General features: G+C 68.2%; 15 protein-coding genes. 9 read left to right on the top strand and 6 right to left on the bottom strand.

What is annotated here, in order from left to right; translation table 11 throughout:
* The first annotated feature begins 22 nt into the window (after positions 1-22).
* From ASG07_RS15655 to ASG07_RS15645, 3 genes are read left to right on the top strand one after another with little or no spacing between them, the layout of a single operon-like run.
* Complete coding sequence (locus tag ASG07_RS15655) at positions 23-1,516, top strand: sensor histidine kinase (protein WP_055849052.1); 1,494 nt, start codon at positions 23-25, stop codon at positions 1,514-1,516.
* The gene (locus tag ASG07_RS15650) at positions 1,513-1,965 is read left to right on the top strand and encodes a response regulator (RefSeq protein ID WP_055849049.1); all 453 of its coding nucleotides are present in this window, start codon (positions 1,513-1,515) and stop codon (positions 1,963-1,965) included. Before ASG07_RS15655 ends, ASG07_RS15650 begins: the two co-directional genes overlap by 4 nt.
* On the top strand, positions 1,962-2,996 hold the full coding sequence (locus ASG07_RS15645) for a sensor histidine kinase (RefSeq protein ID WP_055849044.1): 1,035 nt from the start codon (positions 1,962-1,964) through the stop codon (positions 2,994-2,996). Before ASG07_RS15650 ends, ASG07_RS15645 begins: the two co-directional genes overlap by 4 nt.
* Positions 2,997-3,104: 108 nt before the next feature.
* On the opposite strand, the gene gyrB is transcribed toward ASG07_RS15645, so the two are convergent.
* From gyrB to dnaN, 5 genes are read right to left on the bottom strand one after another with little or no spacing between them, the layout of a single operon-like run.
* Entirely contained in the window at positions 3,105-5,672 is a 2,568-nt protein-coding gene (gene gyrB / locus ASG07_RS15640) for a DNA topoisomerase (ATP-hydrolyzing) subunit B (RefSeq protein WP_443024614.1), read from the bottom strand.
* A 45-nt stretch (positions 5,673-5,717) separates the two neighbouring features.
* Positions 5,718-6,764 (bottom strand): DNA replication/repair protein RecF, encoded by a 1,047-nt coding sequence (recF, locus tag ASG07_RS15635; RefSeq protein ID WP_055849041.1) that lies wholly within the window; start codon positions 6,762-6,764, stop codon positions 5,718-5,720.
* On the bottom strand, positions 6,761-7,177 hold the full coding sequence (locus tag ASG07_RS15630) for a type II toxin-antitoxin system VapC family toxin (RefSeq protein WP_055849038.1): 417 nt from the start codon (positions 7,175-7,177) through the stop codon (positions 6,761-6,763). Before ASG07_RS15630 ends, recF begins: the two co-directional genes overlap by 4 nt.
* Complete coding sequence (locus ASG07_RS15625; protein WP_236694743.1) at positions 7,177-7,446, bottom strand: hypothetical protein; 270 nt, start codon at positions 7,444-7,446, stop codon at positions 7,177-7,179. Before ASG07_RS15625 ends, ASG07_RS15630 begins: the two co-directional genes overlap by 1 nt.
* Before the next feature lie 27 nt (positions 7,447-7,473).
* Positions 7,474-8,592 carry a DNA polymerase III subunit beta gene (dnaN, locus tag ASG07_RS15620; protein ID WP_055849032.1) on the bottom strand — a complete coding sequence of 373 codons (1,119 nt, stop codon included), beginning with the start codon at positions 8,590-8,592 and terminating at the stop codon, positions 7,474-7,476.
* Positions 8,593-8,937: 345 nt separating this feature from the next.
* On the opposite strand from dnaN, the gene ASG07_RS15615 reads away from it, so the two are divergent.
* From ASG07_RS15615 to ASG07_RS15590, 6 genes are all read left to right on the top strand, one after another.
* Complete coding sequence (locus ASG07_RS15615) at positions 8,938-9,564, top strand: histidine phosphatase family protein (protein ID WP_055849027.1); 627 nt, start codon at positions 8,938-8,940, stop codon at positions 9,562-9,564.
* Positions 9,561-10,031, top strand: coding sequence for a hypothetical protein (locus tag ASG07_RS15610; RefSeq protein ID WP_055849024.1), 471 nt, complete (start codon positions 9,561-9,563; stop codon positions 10,029-10,031). Before ASG07_RS15615 ends, ASG07_RS15610 begins: the two co-directional genes overlap by 4 nt.
* A 223-nt stretch (positions 10,032-10,254) precedes the next feature.
* Complete coding sequence (rlmN, locus tag ASG07_RS15605; protein ID WP_236694742.1) at positions 10,255-11,460, top strand: 23S rRNA (adenine(2503)-C(2))-methyltransferase RlmN; 1,206 nt, start codon at positions 10,255-10,257, stop codon at positions 11,458-11,460.
* The gene (locus tag ASG07_RS15600; RefSeq protein WP_055849016.1) at positions 11,453-12,211 is read left to right on the top strand and encodes a sulfite exporter TauE/SafE family protein; all 759 of its coding nucleotides are present in this window, start codon (positions 11,453-11,455) and stop codon (positions 12,209-12,211) included. The genes rlmN and ASG07_RS15600 overlap by 8 nt, the downstream gene beginning before the upstream one ends.
* A gap of 27 nt (positions 12,212-12,238) precedes the next feature.
* The gene (locus ASG07_RS15595; RefSeq protein ID WP_082474867.1) at positions 12,239-12,631 is read left to right on the top strand and encodes a putative quinol monooxygenase; all 393 of its coding nucleotides are present in this window, start codon (positions 12,239-12,241) and stop codon (positions 12,629-12,631) included.
* A gap of 159 nt (positions 12,632-12,790) precedes the next feature.
* Positions 12,791-13,375 (top strand): PEPxxWA-CTERM sorting domain-containing protein, encoded by a 585-nt coding sequence (locus ASG07_RS15590; RefSeq protein WP_082474866.1) that lies wholly within the window; start codon positions 12,791-12,793, stop codon positions 13,373-13,375.
* A 23-nt stretch (positions 13,376-13,398) separates the two neighbouring features.
* Here ASG07_RS15590 and ASG07_RS15585 read toward each other — a convergent pair whose 3' ends face one another.
* Complete coding sequence (locus ASG07_RS15585) at positions 13,399-14,010, bottom strand: flavin reductase family protein (protein ID WP_055849009.1); 612 nt, start codon at positions 14,008-14,010, stop codon at positions 13,399-13,401.
* Between the last annotated feature and the right edge of the window lies 1 nt (position 14,011).

The following is a 14,011-nucleotide window of genomic DNA, read 5'->3' as shown; positions in this document are numbered from 1 at the left end:
CGTCCTGCGGTAAAGCGTCGGGATGGCTGGGGCTTTCGACAAGGTAGCGGTATCGGAAGAGCGGTTCGGCCGCGCGCTGGTCGCCTTCGTCGCGCTCGGCTTCGGCCTGCTGATCGCCGCGGCGGTCGCGGTCGGCTGGAACACCGTCCGCACCGGCCAGCACACTCAGCGCGTCGCCCATACGCAGCAGGTGCGGCAAGCGGTCGCCGATCTCCAGGTCGACCTGGAGCAATCGGAGACCGCCCGGCGGGGCTATCTCCTGACCGGTCAGCCGGTATTCCTGACCGCATACCGGACGACGGGCGGCATGATCCCGGCGCGCTATCGCACGATCCGGCGGCTGGTCGAGGATAATGCCGCACAGATCGGGAGGCTCGACCGGATCACGCCGCTGCTGCAACGCCTGACCCTGCTGCGCGCCAAATCGATCGCGCTGGTCCGGAACGGTCAATTGGCCCCGGCGCAGGCGGAGTTTGCCGGAGACGCCAGCGTGCCGCTGATGCGCGCGATCCGCTATCGCCTGCGGGCGATGGCGGGCGAGGAAGCGGCCCTGCTGGCGTTGCGGACGCAGCAACAGGCGAATGCGGCGCGGCTGTTCTACATCATGGCCAGCGTCGCCTCCGTCCTGCTGGTGATCGTGGCGGCGCTGTCGCTCACCGTCGTCGTCCGCAACACGCGCGCGCTGACCGCGTCGCGCGACGACCTGCGCCGGCTGGCCGGGTCGCTGGAGGACCGCGTCACCGAACGCACCGCCGACCTCGCGCTGGCGAACGAGGAGATCCAGCGCTTCGCCTATATCGTCAGTCACGACCTGCGATCGCCGCTGGTCAACGTCATGGGCTTCACCGCCGAGCTGGAATCCGCCGCCGCACCGCTCGCGGAACTGGTCACGCGCGCCGAAGCGGAGGCCCCGCAGATCCTGACCGAGGAGGCGCGGCTGGCGGCGCGCGAGGATCTGCCCGAGGCGCTCGGCTTCATCCGCACCTCGACCGCGAAGATGGACCGGCTCATCAATGCGATCCTGCAATTATCGCGGCAGGGCCGGCGCACGCTCGCGCCCGAGCCGCTCGATCTCGCGGCGGTGTGCGATACCGTCATCGGCGCGATCCGCCACGTCATCGACGATCGCGGCGTCACCGCCACCGTCGTGCGGCCGATGCCGACGATGATCGCCGACCGGGTCGCGGTGGAGCAGATCCTGTCCAATCTGGTCGAGAACGCGACCAAATACCTTTCCCCCGGCCGCCCCGGCACCGTGACCCTGTCCGCCCGCAAGCATCTGGGTCGCATCGTCATGTCTGTCGCGGACAACGGCCGCGGCATCGATCCGCGGGATCACCAGCGCATCTTCGACCTCTTCCGCCGCTCCGGCATGCAGGACCAGCCGGGCGAAGGGATCGGGCTGGCCCATGTCCGCGCGCTCGCCTATCGGATGGGTGGCACCATCTCCGTGGAATCGGCGCTTGGCGAGGGCGCGACGTTCCACCTCACATTGCCCCAGGACCAGACCGCATGAACGCTCACGGCCAACCGCACCGCCCCGTCGGTATCGTGATGATCGAGGACGACGAGGGCCACGCCCGCCTGATCGAGAAGAACATCCGCCGCGCCGGGATCAACAACCCGATCCGCCACTTCACCGATGGCGGCACGGCACTGCGCCACCTGTTCGAGGACGATGATGGCCCGGCGAAGAACGGCCCCGCGCTCGTGCTGCTCGACCTCAACCTGCCGGACATGAGCGGCACCGACATCCTGACCCGCATCAAGGCGGACGACAGCCCGCTACGCCGCGCACCCGTCGTCGTGCTGACCACCACCGACGACAAGGTCGAGATCCAGCGCTGCTACGATCTGGGCTGCAACGTCTACATCACCAAGCCGGTGAACTATGAGAGCTTCGCACAGGCGATCCGCCAGCTCGGCCTGTTCCTGTCGGTGATCCAGGTGCCCGAGGTCGAGTGACGCCGCCGCGCATCCTGTTCATCGACGACGATGCCGGATTGCGCCGGCTGGCGACGCGCGCGCTGGAGCGGCGCGGCTATCACGTGACGACCGCCGATGGCGGAGAAGTGGGTATCGCGCTGGCGGGTGAGGGCCAGTTCGATCTGATCGCGGTCGACCATTACATGCCCGGGATGGACGGCATCGAGACGCTGGAGCGGCTGCGCAAGATCGCGGGCTCGCCGCCCGTCGTCTACGTCACCGGATCGGAAGAGGGCCGCATCGCCGTCGCGGCGCTGAAGGCGGGTGCGGCCGATTACGTGGTGAAGACGGTCGGCGACGATTTCTTCGACCTGCTATCGGCCGCGTTCGAACAGGTGCTGGCCCGCGACCGGCTGGAGCGGGGCAAGAAGGCGGCCGAGGACGAACTGCGCGCCAGCAACGCCCGGCTGGAGGCTTTGCTGGTGGAGGTGAACCACCGTGTCGCCAACTCACTGCAACTCGTGTCGGCAATGGTCGGGCTACAGGCGGGCGCGCTGACCGATCCGGGTGCGCGCGACGCGCTGGAGGACACACAGCGCCGCATCCGCGCGATCGGGCAAGTGCATCGCCGGCTCTACACCTCGAACGATGTCGAGGGCGTGGACATGCAGGATTACCTGACCGCGCTGATCGACGAACTGGCGGAGACGTGGTCGACCGACTCCGCCCCCCGCGCGCTGAGCCTCGCGGTCGAGCCGATCCGCCTGCCCACCGACCGCGCGGTATCGCTGGGCGTGATCGTGACGGAATTGGTCACGAACGCCTGTAAATATGCGTACGGCCCTGACACCGCCGGCGAAGTCCGAGTCGCGCTGACCCGCGACGGCGAGGACCGGTTTACGCTCGCCGTCGAAGACGATGGCTGCGGCTTGCCGGCCGATGCCGCGCCGAAGGGGACCGGGCTCGGCACGAAGCTGATCCGCGCGATGGCGCAGAGCCTGCAGGCGGCGGTCGAGTACGACGCCGGCTATGCGGGCGTGCGCGCGACGTTGACCGCGGCGGTGGGGTAGGCCGCCAGTCCGGGTAGCTGAAGCGGTACTGGTGCTGGAGCCCCGCCCGCGTCGCTCGTGTCAAAGGCCCCGCCCCAGCCTTTCGTACGGGTGAGGGCGAAAGAGCCCTCAGACGTCCAGATTGGCGACGTTCAGCGCATTGTCTTGAATGAATTCGCGGCGGGGTTCGACGACTTCGCCCATCAACTGCGTGAAGATCATGTCGGCGGCCGACACGTCCTCGCTCGTCACGCGCAGCATCGTGCGGTTCGACGGGTCGAGCGTCGTCTCCCACAGCTGTTCGGCGTTCATCTCGCCCAGCCCCTTGTAGCGCTGGATCGCCAGCCCCTTGCGGCCCGCGGTCAGGATCGCGTCGAGCAACTGCGACGGTCGCGCGACCCGGCTCTCGCCACGGCCCAGCGTGCCCGCCGGCACTTGGGTCTCTGCGGTGCCGATCTGGCCCTCGCTGCCGTCATCGCCATCCTCGTCGCCGTCGTCCGTCATCGGCGCGTCCTCGACGACCGGTGCAGCCGCGCCGCGCAGAGGCGACAACTTCGCCTGCTGTGCAAAGCTCGCGGCCTGTTCCGCCGCCAGCGTGTGCAGCTTGCGCGCCTCCGCCGAAGAGATGAAGCTCGCTTCGACGATGTGGTGGTCGGTCACGCCGCGCCACAGCCGTTCGAAATGGATGCCCCCCTCTTCGGTCAGCCGCGCAGACCAGCGCGCCTCACCCAGATCGCCCGACTCCAGCCGCCGCGTCACCTCCGCCACCGTCGCCGCGCGCTGGTCGCGCGACAGCGTCGGGTCGAGCGCGCCGGCCAGCGCCAGCACCTCGATGATGCCTGCGTCATACCGGCGCGGGACGTAGCGCATCAGCGTCCGCATCCGGCGCGCGTGGTCGGTCAGGTCCCGCAGGTCGGCGCCCGTGCGCGGGCCCGCCGACGTCTCCAGCACCATCATCTGCACGCCCGCATCGACGAGGTAGTCGTCGAGCGCGGCATCGTCCTTCAGATAGACTTCCGACCGGCCCTTGGTCGCCTTGTAGAGCGGCGGCTGGGCGATGAAGAGATGGCCGCGGGTGATGAGTTCCGGCATCTGGCGATAGAAGAACGTCAGCAGCAGCGTGCGGATATGCGCGCCGTCGACGTCGGCGTCCGTCATGATGACGATCTTGTGATAGCGCAGCTTGTCGGCGTTGAACTCGTCGCGACCGATGCCGGTGCCCATCGCCTGGATCAGCGTGCCGATCTCCTTCGAGGAAATCATGCGGTCGAACCGCGCGCGTTCGGTGTTAAGGATCTTGCCCCTGAGCGGCAGGATCGCCTGGAAATGGCGGTCGCGGCCCTGCTTCGCGGAGCCGCCGGCGGAATCGCCCTCGACCAGGAACAGCTCGGACTTGGCGGGGTCACGCTCCTGACAATCGGCCAGCTTGCCGGGCAGCGAGGCGATGTCCATCGCGCCCTTGCGGCGGGTCAATTCGCGCGCGCGCTTGGCGGCTTCGCGCGCGGCGGCGGCGTCGATGACCTTGCCGACAATGCTGCGCGCGTGCGCCGGATTTTCGTCCAGCCATTCGGCCAGCTTGTCCGCCATCAGCGATTCGAGCGGCTGGCGGACCTCGGACGACACCAGCTTGTCCTTGGTCTGCGACGAGAATTTGGGATCGGGCAGCTTGACGGAGACGATCGCGGTCAGCCCCTCGCGCATGTCGTCGCCGGTCAGCGACACCTTCTCCTTCTTCAGCAACCCCGATTTGTCGGCATAGGTGTTGAGCGTGCGCGTCAGCGCGGCGCGGAACGCCGCGAGATGGGTGCCGCCGTCGCGCTGTGGAATGTTGTTGGTGAAGGCGAGGACGTTCTCGTAATAGCTGTCGTTCCACTCCAGCGCGACATCGATGCCGACCTCGTCCCGCTGGCCGTGGATCGCGATCGGCTCCGGGAACAGCGGCGACTTGGCGCGGTCCAGCCATTTCACGAACGCGGCGATGCCGCCTTCGTAATACAGCTCCACCGTCTTGGGCTCGTCATGGCGGGCATCGGTCAGGAACAGGCGGACGCCGGAGTTCAGGAATGCCAGCTCGCGATAGCGGTGCTCCAGCTTCTCGAAATCGAACTCGACGATCTTGAACGTCGCGGGGCTGGGCAGGAACGTGACGCGCGTCCCCTTCTTGCCCTCCGCCGGGCCGACCACCTTGAGCGGGGCGACCGCATCGCCGAACGCGAAGCGCATGTAATGCTCCTCCCCGTCACGCCAGATCGTCAGGTCGAGGAACTCGGACAGCGCGTTCACCACCGAGACGCCGACGCCGTGCAGACCGCCCGACACCTTGTACGCATTGTCGTCCGACGTGTTCTCGAACTTACCGCCGGCGTGGAGCTGGGTCATGATGACCTCGGCCGCGGATACGCCTTCCTCCGGGTGGATGCCGGTCGGGATGCCGCGCCCGTTGTCGGTGACGGACACCGATCCGTCGGGGTTCAGCGTGATGTCGATAAGGTCGCAATGCCCCGCCAGCGCCTCGTCGATGGCGTTGTCGCTGACCTCGAAGACCATGTGGTGCAGGCCCGACCCGTCGTCGGTGTCGCCGATATACATGCCCGGCCGCTTGCGCACGGCGTCGAGGCCCTTCAGCACCTTGATCGAGGAGGCGCCATAGTCGTTGGTGTTCGGAGCGTTCTGGGGGTCGGTTGCCATGCCGAGCATATAGGGATTCGGGGCGTGTAACGAAAGCGAAATGGCTTTTGCGCGTCAGCCGAGCGCCACGCGGGTCGCCTCCGCACCGATCGCGTCGAACAAGCCGGGTTCGGTACCCGTCATCCATGTCTGGCCGCGCCCCGCCAGCCGATCGAACAGCGCCGCGCGCCGCACCGGATCGAGATGCGCGGCGACCTCGTCCAGCAGCAGCACCGGCGCGCGTCCGGTCCGTTCCGCCACCAGTTCGGCATGCGCCAGCACGATACCGAGCAGCAGCGCCTTCTGCTCCCCGGTCGATGCCAGTGCCGCCGCCTGGCCCTTGTCGAGATGCGTCACGGCGAGGTCCGCGCGGTGTGGTCCGGTGAGTGTCCGCCCCGCCGCCGCATCGCGCCGCCGTCCGAGCGCCAGCGCGCGCTGGAACGCGTCCGGCTCCACCGCCTCCCCCTCCAGCGCCAGCCCGGCGCGCGGGAACGGTCCGGCGGGTGCGTTCGCCAGCCGCTCGGCCAGCAGCGTGACGGTCGCGACGCGGGCCGTGTCCAACGCCGCGCCATGCTCCACCATCCGCGCCTCCAGCGCGTCGAGCCAGCTCGGATCGGCAGGGCGATCGTCGGCGAGCAGGCGGTTGCGCTCCCGCATCGCCGCTTCGTAGCGGGTGGCGTGGACGGCGTGACCGGGCGACAGCGCCAGCGTCAGCCGGTCTAGGAAACGGCGGCGCTCCCCCGCCGGCTCCACGAACAGCCGGTCGGTGGCGGGGGTGAGCCACAGCACCGTCAACCATTCCGGCAGCGTGGTCGCGGCGGCGGTCGCGCCCTGCACGCGCACGATGCGGCGCTCGGGCGCGGAGGCGAGCGTGCCGGTCGCGACCTCGACATCGCCCGCCACCGTCGCGGCGACGCCGAACCCGCCCGCACCCTCCTGCCGGGCCATCGCCGACAGGCTGGCGCGGCGCAGCCCGCGGCCGGGGGCGAGCAGCGACACCGCCTCCAGCACATTGGTCTTGCCCGCGCCGTTCTCCCCCGTCAGCACCACGAACCCGCCACCGGGCGACAGCGACAGCGCGGCGTGATTGCGGAAATCGGTGAGGGTGAGACGGGCGATCAAGGGTGAACGATGACGCCGAAGACGGCGGCTGCCGCGCCCAGACCGAGGTCGAGTGTCGCGAAGGCGCAGTTACGATCCAGCACGACGGCAAGGTGCAGAGCGTCACCGGGTCGCAATCCACGGGGCGCGGCGTCGACCAGTTTGGCCGCGCGATGGAAATGCTTCGCTTCGATTGGCACCCGATCGAAGATTTGCGACTGCATCTCCGACCACTCGTGTTCGACCACGTTGCGCTCGTCGGCTGTCAACACGTCCCGGCGTTGCTTCATCGCCAGAGCGCTCGCCACTTCGGTCAAGGTCCAGTCGCTGATCGCCAGAGGATCATCGACGTTCGCCATCCATTCACGCATCCGTTCCGTCGGGGCCTCTTCCGTCAGAACGGAGACGATCAACGAAGTATCGCAATAGATCACTAATAGCGGGCCTGTTTCCGCATTTCGGCTACGCTGTCGGTCGGATCGACGGCCATCCCCGATGTTGCCGCGCGGATGCGCTCCATCGCTGCCTTATGCCGGGTTGCCTTGAAAGGCGACGATGTCTCGACGATCAATCGAGCCACCACACGGCCATCACGCACGATCTCCGCGCCTTCGCCTTCCTTCAGGCGATCGACGAATTCCGCCAAACGCTGATCCGCATCGGACAGTATGTACGCATCCATATCCGTCGCCTCCGCGCGCAATCTATGCGCGGAGGTCCAACATCGCAATCACACCCGCATCGGCATCAGCACGTAGAGCGCCGGGCTCTTGTCGTTCTCGCGGATCAGGGTGGGAGCGGCGGCATCGGCGAGGTGGACCTCCACCAGATCGCCGTCGATCTGGCCGAGAATGTCCATCAGATAGCGGCTGTTGAAGCCGATCTCGAACGGCGCGGCGATATAGTCGCCGGGGACTTCCTCCGCCGCAGTGCCGTTTTCGGGGCTGGTGACTGACAGCGTGATCTTGTCGCGGTCGAGCGCCATCTTCACCGCGCGGGTCTTTTCCGTCGCGATCGTGGAGACGCGGTCGACGCCCTGCATGAAGCTCTTCGGATCGAGCTTCAGGATCTTGTCGTTGCCGGTCGGGATGACGCGCGAATAATCGGGGAAGGTGCCGTCGATCAGCTTCGACGTCAGCAGCGCGCGGCCGAGGTCGAACCGGATCTTGGTGCCGGACAGCGACACGCCGACCGAACCGTCGACCTCGTCGAGCAGCTTGCGCAGCTCCGCCACGCATTTGCGCGGCACGATCACGTCGGGCATGTTCTCCGCGCCCTCGGGCCGGGGCAGCGTGACGCGCGCCAGCCGGTGGCCGTCCGTCGCCGCCGCCTTCAGCACCGGGTCCGACCCGTCGCCGCCCGCGACGTGCAGGAAGATGCCGTTCAGGTAATAGCGCGTCTCTTCGGTCGAGATCGCGAAGCGGGTCTTGTCGATGATCTGCTTCAGCGTGTCGGCCGGCAGTTCGAACTGCGTCGGCAGCTCGCCCTCGGCAATCACCGGGAAGTCGTCGCGCGGCAGCGTGCCGAGCGAGAAGCGCGCGCGACCGGCGACGATCGTCATCCGCCCCTCGGCCGCGGACAGCGACACCTGGCTACCTTCCGGCAGCTTGCGGGCGATGTCGAACAGCGTGTGCGCGGACACGGTCGTCGCGCCCGGCTGGTCGACGGCGGCCTGCACCGATTCGTTGATCTGAAGATCGAGGTCGGTCGCCATCATCTTCAGCACGCCCTCCGCCGTCGCTTCGAGCAGGACGTTGGAGAGAATGGGTATGGTGTTGCGGCGCTCCACCACGGACTGGACATGGCTCAGCCCCTTCAGGAGCGTCGCGCGTTCGATCGTCGCCTTCATCATGATCCCCCGGGCCCGATTCCGGCCGAAATGACGGTCAGTCCTAGCCGAAACATCGGCTTGGGCAAGGTGGGACTCGTCATCGCGTGACGGTTAATGTGCGGTGACCGGCAGAACCGGTGCGATGCGGCGCGCCGCGCGAAAGGTCCCGAAGGTCACGGGATATCGCGCGCAGCCGGGACCATTCGCCACATCGGCGGCGGCATCACGGGGGCCAGCGCAGGGACAGGAGGGGGGCGACGGCACGGCGCATCCGCCCGTCATACCGCATCCGTCCGGCTGTAGGACAGCGCGCCACCGCCGAAAGCCGTTGCATTGCGCGCATCGCCGCCGGAAAGCGAGCGCATGCGGCAGGGTCGGGACTTCATCGCGCGCCATGGCGAGACCGTGTTCAACGCCGCCGCGCGGTTGCAGGGCGACGCGCCGCACACGCCGCTGACCCGCGCCGGTTTTGCGCAGGCGGATACGATCGGGGCGGCGCTGCGGGTGGAACTGGGCGTATCGCCACGGCTGGAGCTCTGGGCGTCGCCGACCGATCGTGCGCTCCAGACGCTGGCGATCGTCGCGGAACATCTGGGGCTGGACTGGCACGCGGTGCGGACGGACGCGCGGCTGGTGGAGATCGGCACCGGTTCGTGGGGCGGGCGCAGCTATGCCGATGTCGCCGCGGAGCATGGCGGATCGATCGTCCGCGCGGACGGGGCGCTGGTCGCCGCGCCGGACGGGGAAACCTATCCGATGATCGCGGCGCGGGTCGGCGGCTGGCTGTCCGACAGCGATGCGCCCGGCGACCGGCTGGTCGTGATGCACGGTATCTCCAGCCGGGTGATGCGCGGCGTCATGACGGGGCTGCCGAACGATCCGGAACTGGGCGCACCGATCGCGGCGGGACTGCCGCAGGGATCGGTGGTGATGATCGAGGGTGGACGCGAGACGGTGATCCATCACGGCTCCGGGCGGGCGCCGGCATGAAGGCGCTGGCACTGCTGTTGCTGCTGGCGGCCGGGCCAGCGGCGGCGCGCGAGACGATCGGTGTGTACAAGGGCTGGGCGGCATTCCGCGATCCGGACCGCTGCTACGCCATCGCGCAGCCGGTCGTCGCGGGTGGAGCGGCACGCTGGCGACCGTTCGCCAGCGTCGGCAACTGGCCCGCCAAGCGGCTGCGCGCGTCGCTCCATGTCCGGTTGAGCCGCGAACGCAGCCGCGCCGCACCGGTGACGCTGACCATCGGCGAGCGCCGGTTCGAACTCGTCGGCAACGCGGTCGATGCCTGGGCCGCCGACGCCGCCAGCGACCGTGCGATCGTCGCGGCGCTGCGGTCGGGCCGCAGCATGAGCGTGGAGGCGGTCGGCGCGAGCGGCCGTCCGTTCGCCGACAGCTACGCGCTGAGCGGCGCGGCGACCGCGATCGACGCCGCCGTGCTGGCCTGCGCGGGGTAGCGCGGCTTCGCCGTAAACGCCCCCGTCCGACCCGCCCCATCCACGACGGTTCGGGCCGAGCGTGTCGAAGCCCCGCTCGCCCCCAGAGCTCGGGTTGGGGAGGGTTGCCCCTCGACAGGCTGAGGGCGAACGGTTGCAGATTTGCAGACAATGATGCACCACAGTGGCGATCGGCCCGATTTTCTGCTAGGCGCGGCCGATGCTGACAGCTTCGTCGCCCCCCATGCCCATTCCCGGGCATATCGATCCCGTGCCCGTTCCGCGTAATCTGGCGCCGCGACCCGACGGGCGTGTCGACCTGATCGGCCTGTCCAAGGACCAGTTGCGCGAGACGCTGGCCACCGCCGGCATGGACGCGCGTCAGGCGAAGCTGCGCGCGAAGCAGATCTGGCACTGGCTGTACAATCGCGGCGCGACCGAGTTCGCGCAGATGACGGACATCGCCAAGGCGCAGCATCCGTGGTTGACCGAACGCTTCGTCGTCGGCCGGCCGGAGGTGGTCGAGGCGCAGGTGTCGACCGACGGCACGCGCAAATGGCTGCTGCGGTCGCCGGACGCGCAGGATTACGAGATGGTGTTCATCCCCGATGCCGATCGCGGAACCTTGTGCGTGTCGAGTCAGGTCGGCTGCACCCTCAACTGCACCTTCTGCCACACCGGCACGATGCGGCTGGTGCGCAACCTGACCGCGGGCGAGATCGTCGGTCAGGTGATGCTGGCGCGCGATTCGCTGGGCGAGTGGCCGTCGCAGCCGGAGGGGCGGATGCTGACCAATATCGTCATGATGGGCATGGGCGAGCCGCTGTACAATTTCGACAATGTCCGCGACGCGCTGAAGCTGGTGATGGACGGCGACGGGCTGGCGCTGTCGAAGCGGCGGATCACGCTGTCGACGTCGGGCGTGGTGCCGATGATGGCGCGGGCCGGCGAGGAGATCGGCGTCAACCTCGCGGTGTCGCTGCACGCGGTGACGAAGGACGTGCGCGACGAGATCGTGCCGCTCAACCGCAAATACGGCATCGAACAATTGCTTCAGGCCTGCTCCGATTATCCCGGCGCCAACAATGCGCGCCGCATCACGTTCGAATACGTCATGCTGAAGGGCAAGAACGACAGCGACGCGGATGCGCGCGAGCTGGTCCGGCTGCTGCGCCATTACGACCTGCCGGCGAAGGTGAACCTGATCCCGTTCAACCCGTGGCCGGGCGCGGAATATGAATGCTCCACGCCGGAGCGCATCCGTGCGTTTTCCGACATCGTGTTCGGCGGCGGCATCTCCGCCCCCGTCCGCACGCCGCGCGGGCGCGACATCGACGCCGCCTGCGGCCAGTTGAAGACCGCCGCCGAGAAGAAGAGTCGCGCGCAGCTGGACCGCGAAGCGGCAGAGGCGGCTGCGGACGAGACGATCGAAGCCGCCGCGCTTGCTTGACGTCACGACGATCGCGCTCGCCGCCGGGGCGGGCGTGGTCGGCGGGGCGATGAACGCGCTGGCGGGGGGTGGCACCTTCGCGACGATGCCGGCGCTGCTGGCCATGGGCACGCCCGCCAACATCGCCAACGCCACGTCTAATCTGGCGCTGATGCCGGGTGCGGCGGCGAGCGCATGGACGTTCCGCGACGAATTGCGGCCGGTCGGCGGCGTGTCGGTGCGGATGCTGGCGGGCATCACCTTCGCCACCGGGCTGACGGGCAGCGCGCTGCTGGTGGCGACGCCCGCCGCCGCGTTCGACGTGATCGTGCCGTGGCTGCTGCTGATCGCATTCCTGGCGATCGCGTTCGGCGCGCGCCTGTCGGAGTGGTTGCGGCGGCGCGTGACGATCGGGCGCACGACGCTGTTCGTCGCGCAGGCGCTGCTCGGCACCTATGGCGGCTATTTCGGGGGCGGCGTCGGGATCATGACGACCGCGACCTATGGCTTGCTGGCGGGCGAGACGCCGCGAACGATGTTCGCACCGCGCACGCTGATGCTGACGACGGCGAACTTTGCCGCCGCCCTGGTGTTCATGGCGACAGGGCTGGTGCGATGGGATGCGTGCGGGCCGATGATCGCGGGCGGGCTGGCAGGCGGCTGGCTGGGCGCGCATCTCGGCAAGCGTCTGCCGGACGGAGTCGTGCGGTGGTGGACAATCCTCGTCACCGCGGCGACGACGGCGGTGTTCTTCTGGCGGGCTTACTGGTGAGCCCGTTACCGATTTCGAGGTGACGCGATGTTGAGCATGATCCTGGCGATGACCGCCGTCGCTCTGGTCCCGGCGGAGAGCACGCCAATGGTGCGGATCGCCGAGCTGGAGATCGATCCGGCGCAGATCGACGCATACAAGGCGATCCTCGCGGAGGAGCAGGAGGCGTCGGTGCGGCTGGAGCCGGGCGTGCTGATGCTGCACTCCGTTACGCTCGCGGATGAGCCGACGCATGTCCGCCTGCTGGAGGTCTATGCGAGCCGCGCCGCGTATGAGGCGCATCTGAGGGCGCCCCATTTCGTCAAGTACAAGACCTCGACCGAAAAGATGGTCCGGTCGCTGAAGCTGATCGAGACGAAACCGATCCTGCTGTGCGCGAAATCGGCGGGACCCAAGGGTGGGGCGGCAGTCTGTTATTAGAGAACGCTTCGACACCAGCCCTATGGCGGCGGTCCCATTTCGGGACGTCGGTGCCGAAATTCCTGCCGGCGTCGATAAAACTCGTTGGTTAATCTGGCGTTAACCCCTTTGAGGTCCTGCGCGAATGGCGCCTGACCCGTCTTAGGGGACATTTCGACCATGCGTATCACGTCGCACGCAGTACTTCTCGCCGCCGCCTCGATGCTCGGCTTTACGGTTCCGGCCTCGGCAGCGCCGGTCATCACCAGCATCGGCGCGGATCTGTCGGCATCACCGTACACCTTCACCACGCAGGGCAGCCGCTTCACCTTCGGATTCAACGGCCAGTTGTTCGCCGGACCGATCACCATCAGCACGGCGAACGGCGGCGAGGTCAATACTATCTTCGGTGAGCCGACGACGAACTTCACCGATGGCCGTGGTGGTCCGGTGACGTTCGGGCCGGGGATGAATTACGGCGCGTTCGCCGGTCCGACGGTCATTCGCTTCAGCAATGGCGGTAACTTCATCGGTCTGCGGGCGGTGACGGGAAGCGGTACGTTCTACGGCTTCGCGTACACCACGGACAACGTCCTCAACAGCATCGGTTTCGAGGATGTGGCGGATACGGCGATCACCGCGACGACCGCGGCCGGCGCGGTGCCGGAACCCGCAAGCTGGGCGCTGATGATCGCAGGTATCGGGCTGGTCGGCGGAGCGATGCGCCGTCGCACGGCGGTGCGGACGACGGTCCGCTACGCCTGACGAACTGGAATACGACGGCCGGTTCACCCCGGCCGTCGTATCCGGAACAGCGTGGCCGGCGTCGTCTCGAAATAATCTTCCGGGCCGCCGCCCCGGCTGATCGGGCGGGCGCGGGCGGTCTGGTAGACGCCGTCGTCGAGCAGCGAGGTGTCGATGTGGATGCCGACCGCCTCGCCGATCACCAGCCACTGGTCGAGCGAGCGGCCGTTGCGCGTTTCGAGGCGGACGATCTGGGTCACCACGCATTCGAACGCGACCGGGCTGGCCGCGACGCGGGGCGGGGCGACGATGCGGCAGGGCGCGGCCTCGATCCCGGCGGCGGCGAACTCGTCGCCCTCGATCGCCGCCGACGTGGCGTTCATCGCCTCCGCCAGCGGCCGCGTCGCGAGGTTCCAGACGAACTCGCCCGTCGCCTCCGCATTCGCGACCGAATCCTTCCACCCCATCGATGAAAAGCCGATCAGCGGTGGTTTGTAGTTCAGCACGTTGAAGAAGCTGTACGGCGCAAGATTGCGGACGCCCTCGCTGGACAGCGTGCTGATCCAGCCGATCGGCCGCGGCGCGACGATCGCGTTGAGGGGGTCGTGCGGCAGGCGGTGGCCGTTCGCGGGTTCGTAGAAATGCCATTCGGTCATG

This window comes from Sphingomonas sp. Leaf343, assembly GCF_001423765.1.
Classification (GTDB): Bacteria; Pseudomonadota; Alphaproteobacteria; order Sphingomonadales; family Sphingomonadaceae; genus Sphingomonas.
This window is presented reverse-complemented; position numbering and strand designations above follow the sequence as displayed.

Excerpts from the sequence above, each read along its gene's own strand:
- ASG07_RS15655 (WP_055849052.1), top strand. The coding sequence starts at position 23 with ATGGCTGGGGCTTTCGACAAGGTAGCGGTATCGGAAGAGCGGTTCGGC.
- ASG07_RS15650 (WP_055849049.1), top strand. The coding sequence starts at position 1,513 with ATGAACGCTCACGGCCAACCGCACCGCCCCGTCGGTATCGTGATGATC.
- gyrB (WP_443024614.1), bottom strand. The coding sequence starts at position 5,672 with ATGCTCGGCATGGCAACCGACCCCCAGAACGCTCCGAACACCAACGAC.
- dnaN (WP_055849032.1), bottom strand. The coding sequence starts at position 8,592 with ATGAAGGCGACGATCGAACGCGCGACGCTCCTGAAGGGGCTGAGCCAT.
- ASG07_RS15615 (WP_055849027.1), top strand. The coding sequence starts at position 8,938 with ATGCGGCAGGGTCGGGACTTCATCGCGCGCCATGGCGAGACCGTGTTC.
- ASG07_RS15610 (WP_055849024.1), top strand. The coding sequence starts at position 9,561 with ATGAAGGCGCTGGCACTGCTGTTGCTGCTGGCGGCCGGGCCAGCGGCG.
- rlmN (WP_236694742.1), top strand. The coding sequence starts at position 10,255 with ATGCCCATTCCCGGGCATATCGATCCCGTGCCCGTTCCGCGTAATCTG.
- ASG07_RS15595 (WP_082474867.1), top strand. The coding sequence starts at position 12,239 with ATGTTGAGCATGATCCTGGCGATGACCGCCGTCGCTCTGGTCCCGGCG.
- ASG07_RS15590 (WP_082474866.1), top strand. The coding sequence starts at position 12,791 with ATGCGTATCACGTCGCACGCAGTACTTCTCGCCGCCGCCTCGATGCTC.
- ASG07_RS15585 (WP_055849009.1), bottom strand. The coding sequence starts at position 14,010 with ATGACCGAATGGCATTTCTACGAACCCGCGAACGGCCACCGCCTGCCG.